16 protein-coding genes are annotated in these 19,078 nt (G+C 68.4%); 14 read left to right on the forward strand and 2 right to left on the reverse strand.

Translation table 11 applies throughout. The features are described from left to right. Positions 1-144: 144 nt before the first annotated feature. Positions 145-1,467 carry a radical SAM protein gene (locus tag ACIHAR_RS16550; RefSeq protein WP_365465172.1) on the reverse strand — a complete coding sequence of 441 codons (1,323 nt, stop codon included), beginning with the start codon at positions 1,465-1,467 and terminating at the stop codon, positions 145-147. A gap of 417 nt (positions 1,468-1,884) precedes the next feature. On the opposite strand from ACIHAR_RS16550, the gene ACIHAR_RS16555 reads away from it, so the two are divergent. From ACIHAR_RS16555 to ACIHAR_RS16610, 12 genes are all read left to right on the forward strand, one after another. Then, positions 1,885-2,127 (forward strand): PEP-utilizing enzyme, encoded by a 243-nt coding sequence (locus tag ACIHAR_RS16555; RefSeq protein WP_400019956.1) that lies wholly within the window; start codon positions 1,885-1,887, stop codon positions 2,125-2,127. Positions 2,128-2,132: 5 nt separating this feature from the next. Next, positions 2,133-3,008 carry a hypothetical protein gene (locus tag ACIHAR_RS16560; protein ID WP_400019958.1) on the forward strand — a complete coding sequence of 292 codons (876 nt, stop codon included), beginning with the start codon at positions 2,133-2,135 and terminating at the stop codon, positions 3,006-3,008. A gap of 1 nt (position 3,009) precedes the next feature. After that, on the forward strand, positions 3,010-3,798 hold the full coding sequence (locus ACIHAR_RS16565; protein WP_365465164.1) for an MBL fold metallo-hydrolase: 789 nt from the start codon (positions 3,010-3,012) through the stop codon (positions 3,796-3,798). A gap of 12 nt (positions 3,799-3,810) precedes the next feature. Then, a complete protein-coding gene (locus ACIHAR_RS16570) occupies positions 3,811-5,514 on the forward strand; it encodes a hypothetical protein (RefSeq protein ID WP_400019961.1) in 1,704 nt (567 codons plus the stop codon). Beyond that, entirely contained in the window at positions 5,421-6,152 is a 732-nt protein-coding gene (locus ACIHAR_RS16575) for a hypothetical protein (RefSeq protein WP_400019963.1), read from the forward strand. The genes ACIHAR_RS16570 and ACIHAR_RS16575 overlap by 94 nt, the downstream gene beginning before the upstream one ends. 38 nt (positions 6,153-6,190) lie before the next feature. Then, complete coding sequence (locus tag ACIHAR_RS16580; protein ID WP_400019965.1) at positions 6,191-6,814, forward strand: nucleoside monophosphate kinase; 624 nt, start codon at positions 6,191-6,193, stop codon at positions 6,812-6,814. 95 nt (positions 6,815-6,909) lie between these two features. Continuing rightward, complete coding sequence (locus tag ACIHAR_RS16585; RefSeq protein WP_400019967.1) at positions 6,910-8,199, forward strand: FAD-binding protein; 1,290 nt, start codon at positions 6,910-6,912, stop codon at positions 8,197-8,199. A gap of 136 nt (positions 8,200-8,335) precedes the next feature. Further along, on the forward strand, positions 8,336-9,568 hold the full coding sequence (locus ACIHAR_RS16590) for an ROK family transcriptional regulator (protein WP_400019969.1): 1,233 nt from the start codon (positions 8,336-8,338) through the stop codon (positions 9,566-9,568). Positions 9,569-9,770: 202 nt separating this feature from the next. Then, complete coding sequence (locus tag ACIHAR_RS16595; protein WP_400019971.1) at positions 9,771-11,036, forward strand: ABC transporter substrate-binding protein; 1,266 nt, start codon at positions 9,771-9,773, stop codon at positions 11,034-11,036. Between the two features lie 20 nt (positions 11,037-11,056). Further along, positions 11,057-12,022 (forward strand): sugar ABC transporter permease, encoded by a 966-nt coding sequence (locus ACIHAR_RS16600; protein WP_365465147.1) that lies wholly within the window; start codon positions 11,057-11,059, stop codon positions 12,020-12,022. Next, on the forward strand, positions 12,019-12,912 hold the full coding sequence (locus ACIHAR_RS16605; RefSeq protein ID WP_400019974.1) for a carbohydrate ABC transporter permease: 894 nt from the start codon (positions 12,019-12,021) through the stop codon (positions 12,910-12,912). The genes ACIHAR_RS16600 and ACIHAR_RS16605 overlap by 4 nt, the downstream gene beginning before the upstream one ends. A gap of 27 nt (positions 12,913-12,939) precedes the next feature. Continuing rightward, a complete protein-coding gene (locus tag ACIHAR_RS16610; RefSeq protein ID WP_400019976.1) occupies positions 12,940-15,813 on the forward strand; it encodes a glycoside hydrolase family 2 TIM barrel-domain containing protein in 2,874 nt (957 codons plus the stop codon). Between the two features lie 343 nt (positions 15,814-16,156). Here the strand turns inward: ACIHAR_RS16610 and ACIHAR_RS16615 are convergent, their stop codons facing one another. Beyond that, positions 16,157-16,843 (reverse strand): TetR/AcrR family transcriptional regulator, encoded by a 687-nt coding sequence (locus ACIHAR_RS16615; RefSeq protein WP_365465142.1) that lies wholly within the window; start codon positions 16,841-16,843, stop codon positions 16,157-16,159. 192 nt (positions 16,844-17,035) lie between these two features. Between ACIHAR_RS16615 and ACIHAR_RS16620 the strand changes: the two genes are divergently transcribed. Beyond that, a complete protein-coding gene (locus ACIHAR_RS16620; RefSeq protein ID WP_365465139.1) occupies positions 17,036-17,647 on the forward strand; it encodes an NAD(P)H-dependent oxidoreductase in 612 nt (203 codons plus the stop codon). Between the two features lie 9 nt (positions 17,648-17,656). Continuing rightward, a complete protein-coding gene (locus tag ACIHAR_RS16625; protein ID WP_365465136.1) occupies positions 17,657-19,078 on the forward strand; it encodes a DHA2 family efflux MFS transporter permease subunit in 1,422 nt (473 codons plus the stop codon).

The raw sequence follows: 19,078 nt of genomic DNA on the forward strand, positions 1-19,078 counted from the left end.
ACACAACTGACAAGCGCCCTGTTCAGATGTCAGCACAGGGCGGACGCGCCCCCCACGACGCCGGTGTCCGGCACCTGTCGTACGGACGACGCCTGCCCTGTGACTCAACGCCGTACCGCCTCTCTGAACGGCGTCATCAAAGCGTTATCGGACGGGCGCGGTCTCCTCCGCCGGCAGGCTGTCCATGAAGGAGCTGACGGAGAAGACGGCACGGCCGGGTCCGGGCGGGCCGTAGCCGGGGGGCGAGGACAGGCCGAAGTCGTCCATCGTGGCCCGGTAGGCCTCCAGCAGGCGGATGTGGTACTCCAGCGGCGCGCCCTGCGGGTTGGCCTTGCCGAGGGGGGTGGTCGGCTCCGGGCACCAGGTGGTGAAGCGCGGGGTGATGCCGTGCGACATGAAGAAGCGCAGGCCCTCCGTCGTCGAGGCGATCGCCTCGTCGACCGTCGTGAAGCCGAACGGCTCGGCCATCTCCACGCCCGCGACGAAGTTCGGGATGACGTTGCGGGCGCCGAAGACCTCCGCCGAATCCAGGATGCGCTTGTGCCACTCGTCGCGGCCGACGTAGCGCTCCTTGCCCGGGCAGTACAGCTCGAACAGGCGGCGGTCCCACACCTCGTAGTTGGGGTGGTAGATCTGCACGCCGTAGTCCTTGAAGCGCTGCACGTCGTCGCGCGGGAGGGCCTGGGCGACGACCTTGCCGATCCAACGGCCGGGGAAGCGCTCCTCGATGGCCTTGGCGTAGTGGCCGTAGAAGTCGGCCTCGTCGCGTCCGGAGACCGTCTTGGTGATGGCGCCGCCGGTGAGGGTGTAGGCGGTGGAGGCCTTGGCGGTGTCGTACCGGTCGATGATCTCGAGGGCCTCCAGGACCTCCTCGACGTCCTTGACGCCCGTGTAGGGCCGGCCGGCCGCCTTGTGCTGGCGCCAGTTGTGGTTGATGTCGCAGTACTGGCACTCCTCCTTGGCGCCGAAGTACTGGCAGACCCGGAAGACGGTCAGGTAGATCAGGTAGCCCCACTGGATGGTGGGGGCGACCTCCATCACGGACTTCCCGTTGGAGAGGGTGTGCCGGTAGTACTCGGGCATCGGCGGCACACCGACGTCGGCGATGCGCTTCCCGTCGAGGTAGAGCCCGAGGAGCCCTTCGTCGTCCGCCGCCACCCGGTACGGCGAGGACGGGTTCACCCGCACCGAGACGACCGTCCGCCGCAGGTCGTACGGGCCGCCGGTGAGGATGATCTCCTCCGGGGGGCGCCGCAGCGCGGCCTCGCCCAGCTCGGGGAGGGTGCCGTGGTCGAAGGAGAAGATGAAGTACGACTTCGGCTTGACCTCGCCGCTCTCGTTGTCGCTGAGCGCGGAGGGGTCGAAGGCCACACCTCCGCGCAGCAGGTCCTCCTTGAAGACGGCCTCCCGCGGCACATGCGGAAAGCGCTCCATCAGATCCTCGACCAGCGCGGTACGGCTGCCCATCCGTCTCTCCTCCCGGCTCAGGCGTACGACTCCTCACGGTATGCCCCGGGGTCGGCGGGGGTGGGGGCGGGGGGCCTCGTGTTGTGCGAGCCACGTGGGCTCGGTGACAGGCGCGAGGGGCAGGGCGAAGCCCGCAACCACAGCACCTTTCGCCCCGGCCATCCCAAGAGATTTCTTTTGGCGCCGGGAAACAACCTCAGGTTTATTTTGTCGCACAGCATGTGGCGCAGCGATGCGCTCACTGCCATACTCCGGAACACGTCCATCGCTCGGGAGCCACGCACTTCGTGACTTGCTCTCGGTCACCTGACCTGAACACCGAAGCCGGAAGGGATCATGATCCTACTCGGAAGGCCAGCGTCTCCCGGCCGGGTAAAGGGCAGAGCATGGCGCTGGCAAGGAACAGTTGTTCCCCGTATGGACATCGCTTTGTTCACGGGCCCCCTGCGATTGGATGCCGTGGCCGAGTTAGGCCAGGTACAGGGGGTCGTGGCGGCAATCGGAGGCATCACCTCACACCCTGCCAACATTCTCCGAGCCAGGGGGATCCCTCTCTTGGTCGCGGTATCCGGTGTTGAGCAGATCCCCGACGACGCATATGTGGATCTCGACTGCGACGCAGGCAGGCTCACGGTGATGGCGTGCGGTTCAGGTATCTGATAGGAGTGCCGTTCACAGGACACGGCTCCGATATCCAGTCGTATGTCGGTAGCCAAGCCGAAGACATCTCCTCGGCGACTGTGGTGCCGGCGGCCAGAGTCGGTGCGCTCGACTATGAGCTTCTTAGACCGGCGTTCACCGCAGCGCCCACCGTCATCGGACTGCCAGAGGCGAGCTTCTCCTTCGATCCGAAGAGCAACTCGATCACGTACGACGGCATTCCTTCACCGCGAGCATGCTGGCATCGCCTCCGCACCGACGAAGAACTCTTCTCCAGCTGGATCTCCAGCCGACGGTCCGCCATGCACACTCTGCGCGCACTTCTGACCGATCTCGGAGAAGAGATCCGGCACGGCCGACCCGAAACCTTGGGCAGAGCAACGCGGTCGCTGGTGGACCACCTGACCCTGCACGGCGCGAGCATTTTCTTGACCGTACTGTTCGATGAGCACGTCTTCGACGAATGCGCATACATCCTGCAGGCAGTTCCGGACGACGCCACCAGGAACTTCCTGTACAGCCGCGTGCTGGCCTCCCGACACAGTCTGGCTTATCTGTCGGTCCCCCCGACCCTGCTGCATCTGAAGAGGATCACACTCCCGCTGCGGGAGATGTTTCCACCCCCCGCTACAGCTGATGCCTCTCTTGATGTTCACGCAGGCCACATACAACGTCTTCACCGCAATTCCATCAGCGCGGCGGAGTGGAGATACTACAACCTCGTGCATGACATCTACGACGCCTCAGAAGAACTTTCCGTCACTTGGATCAGCGTGGTGAGTTTACTTTCCGCAAGCCTGACCGACCTCTTCCACGCCGACCTGCTCGAATCCATGCAGAACGGCAGCTCCAAATTGATCGACCATCTTCCCGAGGGATAAAATGGAAATCTACCCACTCGGCGTATGGGCCCTGTCGACCCTGGGGGAAACAAGCTCCTTCATGGTCGACACCGGCACTTCACGGCTCATGATGGACGTGGGGCTGAATCCAGGTTATTCCCTGACGAAGCACTCCGTTCCACTCACCACGATCACGCACATCTTTCTTTCCCACTGCCACAGCGACCACATGCAGGGCTTCGCGAACCTTGTCTTCACCCGTGATGCCCAGCAGCGGTTGCACGGACCCGCCCCAGCTCTGCGGGTCATGGCATCCACCGAAGACCTCGCCAGGGCACAGAGCCTGCTGCGCATCTTCTATCCCGAGCGCACGTTCCCCATCGAGTGGGTGCCCGTCGAGCCAGGTGCCGCCGTTGAGCTGGGCACCTACGCCCTGGAATTCTTTCCGACGCACCACACGGTCACTGGACTGGGCTTGGTGATGAAAAACACCGAAGAGAACACCAAGTTGCTCGTCTATTCCTCGGACACAGCCCCGTGTGAGGCACTACGGGAAGCCGCGACAACTGCACACACCCTGATCGGCGAGTGCTTCGGAACAAGAAGCGATTTCGGCCCCATCGCGGAACGGTTGAAGCACATGTGTGCTGAAGATTTGGCCGAAGTCGCCGCAGAGGCGAATGCCCGCCGCGTCATTCCATTCCACCTACAGGCACCCTATGCGTCGGATGATCGGCGTAGTGAGCTCATCAACGTCATCAGGTCGACGTTCTCCGGCGAGGTCCTGGATCCGGTTCCCAGTCGGCCCATCGGGCTTGCTTTCGATTGAGGTGTGCACTCGATGCTGGTATCGCTCAAGACCCGTATTGTCGGCCTCATCACCATAGATTTCGGTGAGATCAAGTCACTGAGCGAGGTCCGGATCGGCCTTTCTACATCACACCGTTCTCTTTCCGTGTCCGACGTACGGAGAAACTCCCATCATTTCGACACGGAGCATGCCAAGCCTCTGATCAAGATCCAGCACCGGGATCCGACCCCGGTGACCAACCTCTCCGTCGACCCTTTGGAGGTCGGGCACGCAGACGCCAGAAGGGCCCATCTCGAACTTCTCCGGGGCGCTCAGTTTCGCGAGCACCTCATCCTGAGCGCCAGCGGCATCGGCTGTCTGGTCTTCGTGACGGAAATCCAGAAGCCGCTCGACACCGACCAGATCATCTTTCTCAGCAATGCACTGGTGCGCGAGAGGTCCACGCTCGCACTGTCTGACGGGTCCACCTTTGACATCCCGCGCCGTATCGAATTCTTACGCACAACCCTGGATCCGTTCATAGAATCCGCACGCACAGACTACGTCCGCACGTATTCAATGATCCATCTCATCGAGCTCTCCCCGGAAACTGTAAATGCGGCCACCGACAGCGGGATGTCTCTTTACGCTCGATATGAGAACGAGTTCCACGCGCTGTCCGTACGCGTCATCGAAGCTTGGCAGCGACGCTTCCCCCAAGGCTCTCGTTACCCGGACGAACCGAACAGTTCACTTTCACCCGTCGGCGTCCTCAAGATGAACATGCGCAACACGGTGTTCTATGAGCACCCGTACGACGAAGCCGAAGTCGAAGATCTCTACTATCTGGCCATGGTGGAGATCCGCATCTGGGACCTGCTGATCACCGCACAGCTACAGTTGGTGCAGGCCCAACTGGCCCAGTACGAACACTTCGAGTTCGAGGAGATATCACCCGAGCTCGCCAGACGTCTGCACCTCAGTTCGCTTCGAACATTCAACGAGTTCTACGGCTATTACCTCTCGACCAGCAAACGTGCACGCCATTTCTATCGACAGGCCTACAAGACGTTCGACGTGGCAGACCTGCTGGCCCTGCTGCGCGACAAAACCAACCAGCTCGACGCCATCGTCGTCCGCATCAGGGAGACGAGCGTGGGTCTGCACCAACGAGAACTGGTCGCGCACCAGAGGGACCTGCTGGAGCAGTCGACCGAGTCGATGCACCGGGACCGCGCCGTGACGAGGGTGCTGAACCTCATCAGTCTCGTGACGGGCCTCTCCCTGGCCCTGCAGCTGAAGACGAGTCTGGGACTCGGCGACGACTGGCGCCTACCGCTGTTGGGCGGCGCATGCCTCGCCTACGCCGCCCTCTACGCCGCAGGACGGTGGTCCCGCGGCGCCCGCAACCTCAGGCTGAGAGAGGAGATCCGGGTCACCGGGGTCACCTCGGCGGAAGCACTGCTCGACGAACTGCTGAGCCGGAACGTCCGCCGGTCGGTGCAAAACATCGGTCAGTCACGCCAACGCGTGTCCTGGGTGGTTCGCCGGGAGTGGCCCTCCCACCAGGTCGTGCGGTTTCAGATGGTCTTCGCCTTGGCCGGCACGGGAACCGAACGGGAAGCACTCCTCACGGCAGAGGCCTCCATGAGTCTGTGGAGATGGCGCAGGCGGCACCGCGCCGCAGAGCAGTTCCAATCGACGCTGAGACAGCACATGGAAGCCATCGGGGCGCGCCGGGCGAACCAGCCGTGACGGACCGGTATCCGCCCAGCGAGGGCCGTGCCCGCTCTCATCGGGCTGACCGGAAGGATGTGTTCAGAACGACCTACGCAGTATGGGCAGGCCGCTTCCAGCCGTTCCACCTCGGCCACTTCCGCACCATAAGGAGAATGGCCCGACTGGGGCGGCCTCTGACGATCGCCGTCATCGCGACAAGCGCCGCGTCCGGTCGAGGTGCTTACGGCAGGAGGGCTGCCGAGGCAGGCGCGGCCTGCCGTAACCCACTGACCGTCTGGGAACGGATGGAGATGATCCGCCTGGCACTCTCCGCGGAACCCTTGCCCGTTGAACTGAGGGTGATCGGAGTACCGCGGCCAGATGTGGACTGGCATCTCACTGCGAGCTTCTATCCGAGCGCCAGGGTCATCTATCTCACCGATCGCGACGAATTCGAATCGGTGAAGCTGCGACACTACACGTCCCTGGGCGAGGACGTCGTGGTCGTCGGCGTCAAGGACCTGCCAACTGTCTCCGCCTCCGAGGTACGGGCACGCATCCGTGCGGGCGCGGAGTGGCAGAGCATGCTGCACCCCGCAACGGTCGATTATTTCAAGGAAATTCACGGACCCGAACGGCTGACGGGAACGAACCGATCTCCAGGCATCGAGTGATGGCGTTGACGATACGAGAGCGTTCGAAAATTGTACTCATGGGAGGCTATCCCGGAGCGGGTAAGACGACGCAGGCGGCTTCGCTCGCCCGCGTCACAGGTGCCACCGTTTTCTCAGCCGGGCTCCTGCTCAGGGAAGAGGCACACAAGGGGTCGGCCCTCGGAACTGAGTTCCTCTCCTACAGCTCCCAAGGAATCCGGTCACCGGATCGCGTCGTGTGCGGGATTCTGCGTTCTCCTCTCTCCCAGAGTCTCGCGGCGTCACCGGAAGCCCTCATTTCGGACGGCTTTCCCAAATCAGTGGCGCAACTTGATTTCCTCGAAGACATATCAGGCTCGCCGGTGATGGGCATGATCTACCTGGATGCGCCGGAAGAAGTTCTCCTGACGCGGGCGAGCCAGCGACGGTATTGCGCGTCCTGTGGCCCGGCCCGGCGAGGGGCGGCAGACCTCTGCGCACGTTGTCGAAGGCCTCTCCAGGTCCGATATGACGACGACGTTGAGGTCATCAGGAACCGTCTGCGCACCTACGCCGCGAGCAATCGGGAGGTCGTCCGACTTCTGGAAGATCGCGGGGTTTTGACACGGATCGACGGGACCGGCAGTCCGGAGGCGGTGTCCGCGGGTGTCGTCGCCGCATACCGTGGGCTGCTCACCGGGTAACCGCGTCACCGGAGGTCGGTCTCGGCCACTGCTCCAGCGGACGAGGTAGGTTCCAGCGAGGACTCGCAGACCGCACATCCGGAAGGACGGCACCCATGACGTCGACCGTGACGAACTGGGCGGGCAACATCACCTTCGCCGCGAAGGAGCTGCACCGCCCGCGCACCCTCGACGCGCTGCGCCTGCTCGTGGGGGGCAGCGAACGGCCGGTGCGGGTGCTGGGCAGCGGACACTCGTTCAACCGGATAGCCGAGCCGGCGCCCGGCGGCGTGCTGCTGTCGCTGGACGCGCTGCCCGTCGAGGTGGACGTCGACACGACGGCGCGGACCGTGCGGGTCGGCGGCGGGGTGCGGTACGCCGAGCTGGCCCGCCGGGTCCACGCGCACGGACTCGCGCTGTCCAACATGGCCTCGCTGCCGCACATCTCGGTGGCCGGGTCGGTGGCGACCGGCACACACGGGTCGGGGGTGCGCAACAAGTCGCTCGCCGCCGCCGTCCGGGAGGTGGAGCTCGTCACCGCGGACGGGCACCTCGGCGTCATGGGGCGGGACGACGCGCGGTTCGGCGGCGTCGTGACCTCGCTGGGCGCCCTGGGTGTCGTCACCGCCCTCACCCTCGACCTGGAGCCCACGTTCGACGTCGAGCAGCACCTGTTCACCGAAGTGCCCCTGGACGGGCTGGACTTCGAGGCGGTGGCGGGGGCCGCGTACAGCGTCAGCCTGTTCACCGACTGGCGCGCGCCCGGCTTCCGGCAGGCGTGGCTGAAACGGCGCACCGACCAGCCCCTGGCCGACGTCCCGTGGGGGCGGCCGGCCACGGAGGCGCTGCACCCGGTGCCGGGCATGCCGGCGGTCAACTGCACCGAGCAGTTCGGGGTGCCGGGGCCGTGGCACGAGCGGCTGCCGCACTTCCGGGCGGAGTTCACGCCGAGCAGCGGGAACGAGCTGCAGAGCGAGTATCTGCTGCCGCGTGACCACGCCGTCGACGCGCTGTATGCGATCGACGGGATCCGGGAGACGGTGGCCGGTGTCCTGCAGACCTGCGAGGTGCGGACCGTCGCCGCCGACGAGCAGTGGCTCAGCCCCGCGTACGGGCGCGACTCGGTCGCCCTGCACTTCACGTGGGTGGCGGACACGGAGGCCGTGCTGCCCGTCGTACGGGAACTGGAGGCCGTCCTGGACCCGTTCGCGCCGCGGCCGCACTGGGGCAAGGTCTTCACCGTGCCGGCCGAGGTGGTGCGCGGGCGGTATCCGCGGATGAACGACTTCCGGAAGCTGGTGCGGGAGCTGGACCCCTCGGGGGCGTTCACCAACGCGTTCCTGGCGGACGTCCTCGACGTCGAACTCGACCTCGACCCCGGCCTCGACTTCGACCCGGACCAGTGAGGCACTCCCTCCCCACCGACTTCGTAAAGCCCCTTTCCTAACCCCTTGTCGAACCTCCCGGGGACGCCATAGCCTGACGCCGCGCCGGTGCCGACCCCGCCCCGGCCCGCCCGGCACGGAAGGGAGGGGCTCTCCGGTGAAGCGCACGTCACGCGACATCCGCACGGCGAACCGCTACGAGGTGCTGCGTCAGATCATCGCCCGGTCGCCCACCTCCCGGCAGGAGCTGGCCGCCGCCACCGGGCTCAGCCTCGCCACCGTCGCCACCCTCGTCGGCGAGCTGCTCGACCTCCGCATGATCACCGAGGTCGGGTTCGAGGACTCCGCGGGCGGCCGCCCGCGAGGTCTCGTCGCGGTCAACGCCTCGGGGGGTGCGCTGATCGGCGTGGACATCGCGGAGACGTACGTCCATGTCGAGCTGTTCGACCTCGCGCTGAACGTGCTGGCCCGCGCCGAGGAGGACATGCGCCCCGGGGAGAGCCGCCCGGAGCAGGTGGTCGGCCATGTCGCCGCGGCCGCCGGATCGGTCGTCGCGCAGGCCGGTGTCGAGGCCGCCCGGGTGCTGGGCGTCGGCGTGAGCGTGCCGGGACAGGTGGACCGGGACACCGGCGTCTGCGAGTACGCCCCCAACTGGGACTGGCACGACGTGCCGCTGCTCGACCTGCTCTCCGAGCACATCGCGTACCCGTTGTACCTGGACAATCCGCTGCGCGCCTGCGCGGTGGCCGAGCTGTGGTTCGGGGCCGCGCGCGGGCACGGGGACGCCGTGGTCGTCAACCTCGGGACCGGGGTCGGCGCCGGTCTGGTCCTGGGCGGCGGGCTGCACCGCGGGGTGAGCAACAGCGCCGGCGAGTGGGGGCACACCACGCTGGTGCTCGGCGGACGGCCGTGCCACTGCGGCAAACACGGCTGCGTGGAGACGTACGTCGGCGCGCCCGGCATCATGCAGAACCTGCGCGAACTCAGCCCGCGGAGCCCCCTGTTGCACGCCGAGGACCAGACGGCGACCGTCGACGCACTGGCCCGGGCGGTCGCCGCCGGGGACCCGGTGGCCGTCGAGGTGATCCGGGAGACCGCCCGCTATCTGGCGGCGGGCATCGCCGACCTGGTCAACCTCCTCAACCCGGAGGTCGTCGTGCTGAGCAGCTGGGTCGCCGCCCGGCTCGGCGAACCCCTGCTGCGCGAGGTCCGCACGGCGGTCGCCCGGCACGCGCTGCACCGACCGCTGGCCTCGACCGAGATCGTCCTCTCCCCGATCCCCACCGACCCGGTGTGCCTGGGCGCGGCGACGTTCGCGCTCGAAGGAGCCTTGCAGGCCGTCGGGCAGCGCAGGCGATCCCCCGACAGGCCCGGCTCCGTGGCCGGTTGACCCTCCGGCGCTCCGCGCCGTCCGCCCCCACCCTTTCCTCACGTCCGGTATTCCGAACGCTACACAACGCTTCGAACAGGCTTCGTCCAACCCCTTGCCGAAGCCTTAGCCGAAGGTTAACGTCCCGCACCGCAACGCCAATCGAGCCATCTGGCGCTGAAGCCGTCTGAGCCGCAGCCGTACTCGAGACAAGGACGTCAGCATGTCGGCAATGAGCAACAGCAACTGGTCCCGCCGTTCACTGTTCCGTGCCGCAGCGGGCATGGCCGCCGCCGGGACGCTGGCCGCGTGCGGCAGCAACAACGGACGCAGCGGCGGGGCGGGTTCGGGCGTCCACCTCACCCAGTACTTCCACGCCTACGGCGAGGCGGGGACCGAACAGGCCATCAAGAAGTACGCGAGGGCCTACGACGAGGCCGACGTGACCACGCAGTGGATCACCTCGTCGGACTTCGAGAACAAGCTCTTCGCGACGCTGCTCACCGAGAACGCGCCCGACCTCTTCGAGTTCCACCCGCAGATCCAGCTGATCAAGAGCGGCCAGGTGGCGGACCTGACCGACATCATCAGCCCGGTCAAGGACGACTTCAACCCGGCCGACATCGCCTCGCACACGGTGGACGGGAAGACGTACGGCGTCCGGATGATCGACGACCCGCAGTTCTTCTACTACCGCAAGTCGATGCTGGAGAAGGCCGGGGTCGGCGTGCCGACCACGTTCGACGAGCTGATCGAGGCCGCCGCCAAGCTCACCACCGGCAAGGTCAAGGGCCTGTACATGGGCAACGACCTGCACTCGGTGATCAACCCGATGATCTGGGCGGCCGGCGCCGACACGCTCGACGAGAAGAACCAGATCGCCTACCACACGCCCGGCGTCGTCGAGGGCATCAGGAAGATGCGGGGGCTCTTCACCAGCGGACACCTTCTCCTCGGCGCCCCGACCGAGTCCTGGGACCCGTCCTCCTTCAACCAGGGCCTGTGCGCCATCCAGTGGTGCGGTATGTGGGCGATGCCGCAGGTCCAGGAAGCGCTCGGCGACGACTGGGGGGTCTTCCCCTTCCCGAAGGTCACGGACGCCGGCAAGCAGTCCGTCTACAACGGCGGCTGGTCGATGTTCGTCAACGCCAAGGGCAAGAACGTCGACGCGGCCAAGGAGTACGTCAAGTGGCTGTGGATCGACCAGAAGGAGTACCAGGAGGACTGGGCCACGTCCTACGGCTTCCACATCCCGCCGCGCACCTCGATCGCGCAGTCCGCCACCAAGCTCAAGTCGGGCAACGCCGCCGAGGGCGTCAGACTCTTCAACGAGTTCGGGCACTTCGACAACATCGGCTGGACCCAGGCCATGATCACCTCCCTCGAGGACGTCTTCGCCAACTCCGTCCGCAAGGACATGGACCCGGAGGCCGCCCTCGACAAGGCGGACACGGCCGTCAACCGCGAGCTCGAGAAGCTCTTCGGATAGACCGCCGGGCAGGTCACGACATGTCGACGACGAAGACGCCGGACCTCGCGCCCCCGGCCCCTGCGAAGACGGCCCCGGCCAAGCCACGGCGGGGTCTGCGGGGCAGCCCCACCTTCAACTTCTGGGTCTTCACCGGGCCGTTCCTCATCGGCCTGGCGATCTTCATCTACGCGCCGATCCTCTGGAGCGTCTGGCTCAGCTTCTTCGAGGCCCGCTTCACCGTCACGCCCGACACGTTCATCGGCTTCGACAACTACACGTACATGCTGACGAACCCCGACTTCGTCGGCTCGCTCGGCACGTTCACCGTCTTCGCCGCGTTCATCGTGCCCACCACCTGGGCGTTCTCCCTGGGGCTCGCCCTGCTGGTGAACCGGCTGCGCTTCATGCGGGCGTTCTTCCGTTCGGTGTTCTTCCTGCCGACCGCGTGCAGCTACGTGGCGGCCTCGCTGATCTGGAAGATGTCCATCTTCAGCGGGGTCCGCTTCGGCCTGATGAACACGGTCCTCGGCTGGTTCGGGATCGAGAACATCGCCTGGCTGGCCGACCCCAACCCGCCCTGGTACTGGCTGGTCATCGTCACGGCACGGCTGTGGCTGCAGTCCGGCTTCTACATGATCCTCTTCCTGGCCGCGCTGCAGAACATCCCGGGCGAGCTGTACGAGGCCGCCGCGATCGACGGCGCCAGGCCGGGCTGGCAGACCTTCCGGCACATCACCCTGCCCCAACTGCGCGCCACCTCCACGGCGGTGATCCTGCTGCTGCTCATCGCCGCCTACCAGGCCTTCGACGAGTTCTTCAACCTCCTGTCGAAGACCACGTGGGGGCGTCCACCCCTCGTCGAGCTGTACTACAAGGCCCTGGGCGAGAGTCAGGACTACGGCGCCGGCAGCGCGGGAGCCGTCATCCTGACCGTCCTCATCTGTCTCGTGACCCTGTTCCAGGGCAGGATCATGGGCTTCGGAAGGGGGGACGAGTCCAAGTGACCGCCACCATGCCCGAGCTGGACAAGACCCCGCCGTCCCGCGAACCCCGCCGTGCTCGGCGCGGCGGGAGCGTGATGAGCTCCACCGGCCTCTACGTGGCCACCGCTGTCGCCGCGTTCCTCTTCCTGGTCCCCTTCTACCTGCTGGTCCGCAACGCCCTGTCCACCGACGCCGAGATCACCGGGGAGAACTGGAAGTTCTTCCCCACGGACCTCCAGTGGGGCAACGTCGGCGACCTGTTCGAGAACTCGTCGGTGCCCTTCGCCCGGTCGCTGTGGAACTCCACGGTCGTCGCCGTCCTGCACACCGTCGGCGTCCTGCTGGTGTGCTCCCTCGCGGGCTACGGCCTGGCCCGCATCCCGTACAAGCACGCCAACAAGGTGTTCTACGTCGTCCTGGGCACCCTGATGGTCCCGACCGCGGTGACCTTCGTCCCCAGCTTCGTGCTGGTCTCGTCCCTCGGCTGGGTGGACACCTACCGCGGCCTGATCATCCCGGGCCTGTTCAGTGGTTTCACGTGCTTCCTCTTCCGGCAGTACTTCCTGGGGTTCCCCAAGGAGCTGGAGGAGGCGGCGCGCGTGGACGGGCTGGGTTACTGGGGCGCGTACTGGCGTGTCGTGGTGCCCAACTCGCTGAACTTCTTCGCGGCGATCGCGACCATCACCTTCATCAACGGGTGGAACGCCTTCCTGTGGCCGCTGGTCATCGGCCAGGACCCGAGCGCGTGGACCGTCCAGGTCGCGCTCTCCTCCTACACGACCGGTCAGACCGTCGTGTTCCACCAGATCTTCATGGCGGCCACGATTTCCATCCTGCCCCTGGTGTTCGTGTTCCTCTTCCTCCAGCGCTGGCTGGTGCAGGGGATCGCTCAGTCGGGCATCAAGGGCTGACGTCCTCTTCTCACGACCTGGAGACCGATGACTTTCCGCACCACCTCCCCGTCCGCCGACTACGTCGAGGACGTCTCGCCGGGCAGCGGGGCCCTTCCGCCCCGAGCCTGGTACGCCTCCTCGGACGCGCGATCCCTGTCGCTGAACGGAAGCTGGCGGTTCCGACTGTCGGCGACGGCCGACGCCGAGGACGACTCGTTCGCGGCGGAGGGCCACGACGCCGGGGACTGGGCCGAGGTCACGGTCCCCGGCCACTGGGTCCTCCAGGGGCACGGCTCCCCCGTCTACACCAACCACCTCTACCCCTTCCCGGTCGACGCTCCGCGCGTCCCGACCGAGAACCCGACCGGCGACCATCTGCGCGTCTTCGACCTGCCGGAGGACTGGCCCGACCCGGCCGAGGGCGGTGCGGTCCTGCGGTTCGACGGCGTGGAGTCCTGCGCCCGGGTCTGGCTGAACGGCACGGAGATCGGCGAGTTCAAGGGCTCACGGCTGCCGCACGAGTTCGCGGTCGGCGGTCTGCTGAAGACGGTCGGCAACATACTGGCGGTCCGCGTCCACCAGTGGTCGGCGGGCTCGTACCTGGAGGACCAGGACCAGTGGTGGCTGCCGGGCATCTTCCGTGACGTGACGCTGCTGCACCGCCCGGCGGGCAGCGCGCTCGACTTCTTCGTGCACGCCTCCTACGACCACGTCACGGGCGAGGGCACCCTGCGCGTCGACTCCGACGTCGACGGGCGGGTGACCGTGCCGGCCCTGGACATCGATGTCGCGACGGGCGAGCCGGTGACGGTCCCCGTCGAGCCGTGGAGCGCGGAGACGCCCCGGCTGTACGACGGTGAGCTGGTCACGGCGGGCGAGCGCGTCCCGCTGCGGATCGGCTTCCGCACGGTCGCCCTGGAGGACGGCCTGATCAAGGTCAACGGCCGGGCGGTCCTGTTCAAGGGCGTCAACCGGCACGAGTGGCACCCGGAGCGGGGCCGCGCGCTCGACCTGGAGACCATGCGCGAGGACGTGCTGCTGATGAAGCGGCACAACGTGAACGCCGTCCGCACCTCCCACTACCCGCCGCACCCGGCCTTCCTCGAGCTGTGCGACGAGTACGGGCTGTGGGTGATCGACGAGTGCGACCTGGAGACCCACGGCTTCGTCGAGCAGGACTGGCGGGACAATCCCGTCGACGACGACCGCTGGACCCCGGCCCTGCTCGACCGTGCCGCCCGCATGGTCGAGCGGGACAAGAACCACCCGTCGGTGGTGATCTGGTCCCTGGGCAACGAGGCCGGCACCGGACGCGGCCTGACCGCGATGGCCGAGTGGATCCGCGGGCGCGACGCCTCCCGCCTCGTGCACTACGAGGGGGACGTCGACTGCCGGGACACGGACGTGTACTCGCGCATGTACGCCTTCCACGAGGAGGTCGAGCGCATCGGCCGCGGCCTGGACGGCGGCACCCTCAAGCGGCGCCGCCTCCCCTTCATCCTCTGCGAGTACGGCCACGCCATGGGCAACGGCCCCGGCGGCATCGCCGACTACCAGCGGCTGTTCGAGTCGCACGAGCGGCTCCAGGGCGGCTTCATCTGGGAGTGGATCGACCACGGCGTCAAGGACGACCGCTACGGCTACGCGTACGGCGGCGACTTCGGCGAGGAGCTGCACGACGGGAACTTCGTCTGCGACGGCCTGCTCTTCCCGGACCGCACCCCCTCCCCCGGGCTCGTCGAGTTCAAGAAGGTCGTCGAGCCGGTCGCGATCAGCGGCGACGGCGCGGACGGCGCCGTGCGGATCGTCAACAAGCAGGACTTCGCGGACCTGTCGGCGCTGGCCTTCACGTGGGCCTTCCAGGTGGACGGCGAGACGATCGAGTCGGGCAGTCTGCCGGTACCGGCGCTGGCGGCGGGCGAGTCGGCCGAGGTGAAGCTGCCCGCGCCGCCGGAGGGCGTCCCCGGCGGCGCGGAGACGCAGTGGACGGTGCGGGCCGTCCTGGCCGAGGACACCGCGTGGGCGCCGCGGGGCCATGTCGTGGCGTGGGGTCTGCTGCCTGTCGCCGCACGGGCGTTGCCGTCCGTCGCCGCGACCGAGGGGCCGGTGCCCGACGGCGCTCTGATCACCCTGGGTCCGGCCTCCTTCGACGCCCGCACGGGGGCGCTGCGGACCATCGGATCCGTGGAGGTGACCGGGCTGCGCCTGGACGTGTGGCGGGCGCCCACCGACAACGACGAGGGCGCGCCCTGGCAGTCGGACGTCCGGCACGGCGAGCTGTGGCGCAAGCTGGGCCTGCACCGGATGCGGCACCGGCTGGACGCGGTGGAGTCCGGCGGCGACGCGCTGACGGTACGGACGCGGGTGGCGCCCGCCGGCTGGGAGGTGGGTCTGGCGACGGTGTACCGGTGGACGTCGGACGGGAACCGGCTGCGGCTGACGGTGTCCGTGACCCCCGAGGGCGACTGGACGGTGCCGCTGCCCCGGCTCGGCGTCCGCTTCGGCCTGTCCGAGGCCGAAGCGGTGACGTGGTTCGGCGGCGGTCCCGGCGAGGCGTATCCGGACACCCGTGCGGCGTCCCAGGTCGGCCGTTGGCGGTCGACCGTGGACGGTATGCAGACGCCTTACGTGCGTCCGCAGGAGAACGGCGCCCGCGCCGACGTGCGCTGGGCCGAACTCGGCGGACTGCGGATCGAGGGGGACCCGGAGTTCTGGTTCAGCGCCCGGCGCTGGACGAACGAGCAGCTGGACGCGGCACGGCACCGCACGGATCTGGTGCCGGGCGGAACGGTGTGGGTCAACCTGGACCACGGCCAGCACGGCATCGGCTCGCAGTCCTGCGGTCCGGGCCCGCTGCCGCGGTACTACCTGAACGCCGCGCCCGCCGAGTTCTCCTTCGTGTTCTCGGAGGTCCGCTGACCGATCCGACCGACCGAGGGTCCCCGACGCCCGCGAGCCGGCTGACCGATCGCCCCGTTGATCTGCGTTCCGACGCGGTGTCGACGTCTCCCGCGGCCGGCCGGCTCACCACCGGCCGGTCCCCGGACGTGCACGTTCTCGCCCCATCTCGCCGGGAGCTTCCTCGCGTGAGCGGCGGTATCGAGGTGCGCGGCGGCGGAGTCTCGCGCTACGCCGGGGTGAACGCCTGACGGCCGCGGTTTCTGACGGCGGCGGCCGGGACGGATGACGGCCGCTGACTTCCGACGGCGGTGGCCGCCACGGATGACGGCCGCGGGCGCCGCCGGTGCCGCCGTGCCGGTGGTCATGCCGCCCGGTACGCCCGCAGGAACGCCGCGACGCCTCCCGTGATCAGCCGTTCCGTCTCCTCCTGGGGCAGGGGCCGTACCCCGTAGTGGGACCGCTGGGTGACGGTGTGGGAGATCAGGGCCATGAAGTGGCCGGCCGCGAGGGCCGCGTCGCCGTGCACGTCGAGCAGGCCGGCGTCGGCGAGGGCCTCCAAGGCGTCGGCGAGGGCGCGGGCGGCCGGGGCCGGTCCCGCCTCCCGCCATGCCTGCAGAACCTCCGGCGGGACGTGGTCGGCTTCGGCGTGTATGTGGCGGACCAGGGCGAAGTGGTTCGGGTAGTCGGCCATGAGGCCGACGAAGCCGCGGGCCAGGGCGACGAGATCGCGCTCCAGGTCCTGCGGGCGCGGGGGGCGCTCCGGGTCCAGCACGGAGTGCAGGCGGGCGATCTGGGCGTCCTTCACCTCGGAGGACGTCCAGGTGACGACCGTGCTGAAGAGCTCCGCCTTGCCGCCGGGGAAATGGTTGTAGAGCGTGCGCGTGGACACGCCGGCCTCGGCGGCGAGCGCGTCGACCGAGGCACGCGCGTAGCCCTCCCGGCCGAAGACGGTGCAGGCCGCGCCGGCCATCGCGACCCACTTCTCCACCTTGCGGGGCGGGAAGTCGCGTCGCGCCTTCTCCAGCCACGCCTCGTTGGTGCTGCCCACGCCCGTCTCCTCACGTGTCGCGGCTCGGCGGCCTGGGTCTGACGGCCTACGACCAAAGACCCATGCGCCCTACTTACAACGGGCGTTGTAGTTATGACAACGCCCGTTGTAGCTTACCGAACGTGAGGCCGCGGGCCGCGGCCGTGCAGCCAGCCCACCACGGGATCCGGGAAGCAACGAGGGGGAACACCCATGTCCACGACCACCGTCGAGCACGAGACCCCGCTGCGCGTCGCCGTCGTCATCGGCAGCGTCCGCGAGGGGCGGCAGGGGCGCGCCGTGGCCGACTGGTTCGTCGCCACCGCCGCGGGCCACGACGGACTCGACCTGGACGTGATCGACCTCGCCGACCTCGACCTGCCGCTGGTCATGCCCGGCTGGGGCGGCGCACCGAGCCCCGAGGCCGCGGCCGCACTCGCGGACGTCACCCCGCGCCTGGCCGCCGCCGACGCGTTCGTCGTCGTCACACCTGAGTACAACCACAGCTTCCCGGCCTCCCTGAAGAACCTCATCGACTGGCACCACGGGGAGTGGCAGGCCAAGCCGGTGGGTTTCGTCTCCTACGGCGGGCTGGCGGGCGGGGTCCGCGCGGTGGAGCAACTGCGACCGGTCTTCGCCGAATTGCACGCCGTGACCGTACGCGACGCGGTCAGCCTGCACGGGCCGTGGTCGGGTCTCGGGGAGGACGGCGCGCCCCGGGACACCGCGGTCTGCGAGGGCGCCGCCAAGGGCATGCTCGGGCAACTCGACTGGTGGGGACGGACGTTGCGGACCGCCCGGGCGACCCACCCCTACCAGGGCTGAGGTGCGGACATGACCGCGACAGAGGCCACCGGAGGAGGCGTCCGGGCGCCGGGGGACGCCCTCCGCCCCTCCTCCTCGGCGCTGAACCGCATCCTCCTCGTCGTGACCACCGGCTCGGTGATGTCGGTCCTCGACATCACGATCGTCCACATCGCGATGCGCAGTCTCTCCGAGACGTTCGGCGCCCCGCTGGAGACGATCCAGTGGACCGCCACGGCGTACGCCCTGGCGCTGGCCGCCGTCATTCCGACGGCGGCGTGGGTGATGGCCCGCATCGGCGCGAAGCGCGCCTATCTCACCGCGCTCGCGCTCTTCACCCTCGGCTCGCTGCTCGCGGCGTGTGCCTGGGACGCGCCCAGCCTGATCGCGTTCCGGGTGGTGCAGGGGCTCGGCGGGGGGCTGCTGATGCCGGTCGGGATGGGCATGGCGATGGCCGCCGCCGACCGGGAGCGGTTCGGCCGCACGATGGCGCTGCTCGGCCTGCCGATCCTGGTGGGCCCGGTGGCCGGCCCGGTGCTCGGCGGCTGGCTGCTCGACACCGCGTCCTGGCGGTGGATCTTCCTCGTCAACCTCCCCATAGGGGTGGTGGCGTCGGTGCTCACCGCGCGGCTGCTGCGAACCGACGCGCCCCGCGGGCCGGCCGCGGCGCCGAAGCTGGACGTCGCCGGCCTGCTGATGCTCTCGCCCGGCCTCGCGCTCCTGCTGTACGCGCTGGCGCGCGGCGGCGAGCGGGGCGACTTCACCGCTGCGGGCACGCTGGCGCCCGCCCTGGCGGGAGCCGCCCTGGTCGCCGGCTTCCTGCGCCGCGCCCTGACCGTCCGCCATCCACTGCTGGACCTGCGGCTGTTGGGCGACCGGACCTTCGCCGTCGGGATCGGCACCCTCGCACTGTTCACCTGCGGCTACTTCGGTTCGATGCTCCTGGGGCCGGTGTACTGGCAGCAGGTGCGGGACTGGAGCGCCACGTCGACCGGTCTTCTCGGGGCGCCCGTCGGGCTTGCCGTCGGCACGACGATGCAGATCGCCTCCCGCAAGGTCGACACGGTGTCCCCGCGCGCCCTGATCCGGGCCGGGATCCTGGTGGGGGCGCTGGGCATGGCGCTCACGGGCCTGCTGATCGGGGTGGCGGACGTCCCGGCCTGGCAGCCTGTGTGCGCGTCGACGCTGATGGGCATCGGCGCCGGAATGGTGCTGATGCCGACGAGCACGACCGCGAGCCGGGACCTGCCCACGGACCGCATGGCCGCGGCGGGCACGGCGCTGAGCATCAACGCGCAGGTGAGCGCGTCGGTCGGCACCGCACTGATCTCGGTGGTCCTCGGCTCGGCCGGCCCGGAACCGTCCGGCTTCCGCACGGCGTACCTGGTCGCCGCGGCACTGCTGGCGCTGGCGCTGCTGCCCGCGGCGCGGTTGCCGGGGCGGCGGGACTGA

The organism is Streptomyces sp. NPDC052016, from assembly GCF_044548445.1.
GTDB lineage: Bacteria > Actinomycetota > Actinomycetes > Streptomycetales > Streptomycetaceae > Streptomyces.

Excerpts from the sequence above, each read along its gene's own strand:
- ACIHAR_RS16550 (WP_365465172.1), bottom strand. The coding sequence starts at position 1,467 with ATGGGCAGCCGTACCGCGCTGGTCGAGGATCTGATGGAGCGCTTTCCG.
- ACIHAR_RS16555 (WP_400019956.1), top strand. The coding sequence starts at position 1,885 with ATGGACATCGCTTTGTTCACGGGCCCCCTGCGATTGGATGCCGTGGCC.
- ACIHAR_RS16565 (WP_365465164.1), top strand. The coding sequence starts at position 3,010 with ATGGAAATCTACCCACTCGGCGTATGGGCCCTGTCGACCCTGGGGGAA.
- ACIHAR_RS16570 (WP_400019961.1), top strand. The coding sequence starts at position 3,811 with ATGCTGGTATCGCTCAAGACCCGTATTGTCGGCCTCATCACCATAGAT.
- ACIHAR_RS16575 (WP_400019963.1), top strand. The coding sequence starts at position 5,421 with ATGGCGCAGGCGGCACCGCGCCGCAGAGCAGTTCCAATCGACGCTGAG.
- ACIHAR_RS16580 (WP_400019965.1), top strand. The coding sequence starts at position 6,191 with ATGGGAGGCTATCCCGGAGCGGGTAAGACGACGCAGGCGGCTTCGCTC.
- ACIHAR_RS16585 (WP_400019967.1), top strand. The coding sequence starts at position 6,910 with ATGACGTCGACCGTGACGAACTGGGCGGGCAACATCACCTTCGCCGCG.
- ACIHAR_RS16595 (WP_400019971.1), top strand. The coding sequence starts at position 9,771 with ATGTCGGCAATGAGCAACAGCAACTGGTCCCGCCGTTCACTGTTCCGT.
- ACIHAR_RS16600 (WP_365465147.1), top strand. The coding sequence starts at position 11,057 with ATGTCGACGACGAAGACGCCGGACCTCGCGCCCCCGGCCCCTGCGAAG.
- ACIHAR_RS16610 (WP_400019976.1), top strand. The coding sequence starts at position 12,940 with ATGACTTTCCGCACCACCTCCCCGTCCGCCGACTACGTCGAGGACGTC.
- ACIHAR_RS16620 (WP_365465139.1), top strand. The coding sequence starts at position 17,036 with ATGTCCACGACCACCGTCGAGCACGAGACCCCGCTGCGCGTCGCCGTC.
- ACIHAR_RS16625 (WP_365465136.1), top strand. The coding sequence starts at position 17,657 with ATGACCGCGACAGAGGCCACCGGAGGAGGCGTCCGGGCGCCGGGGGAC.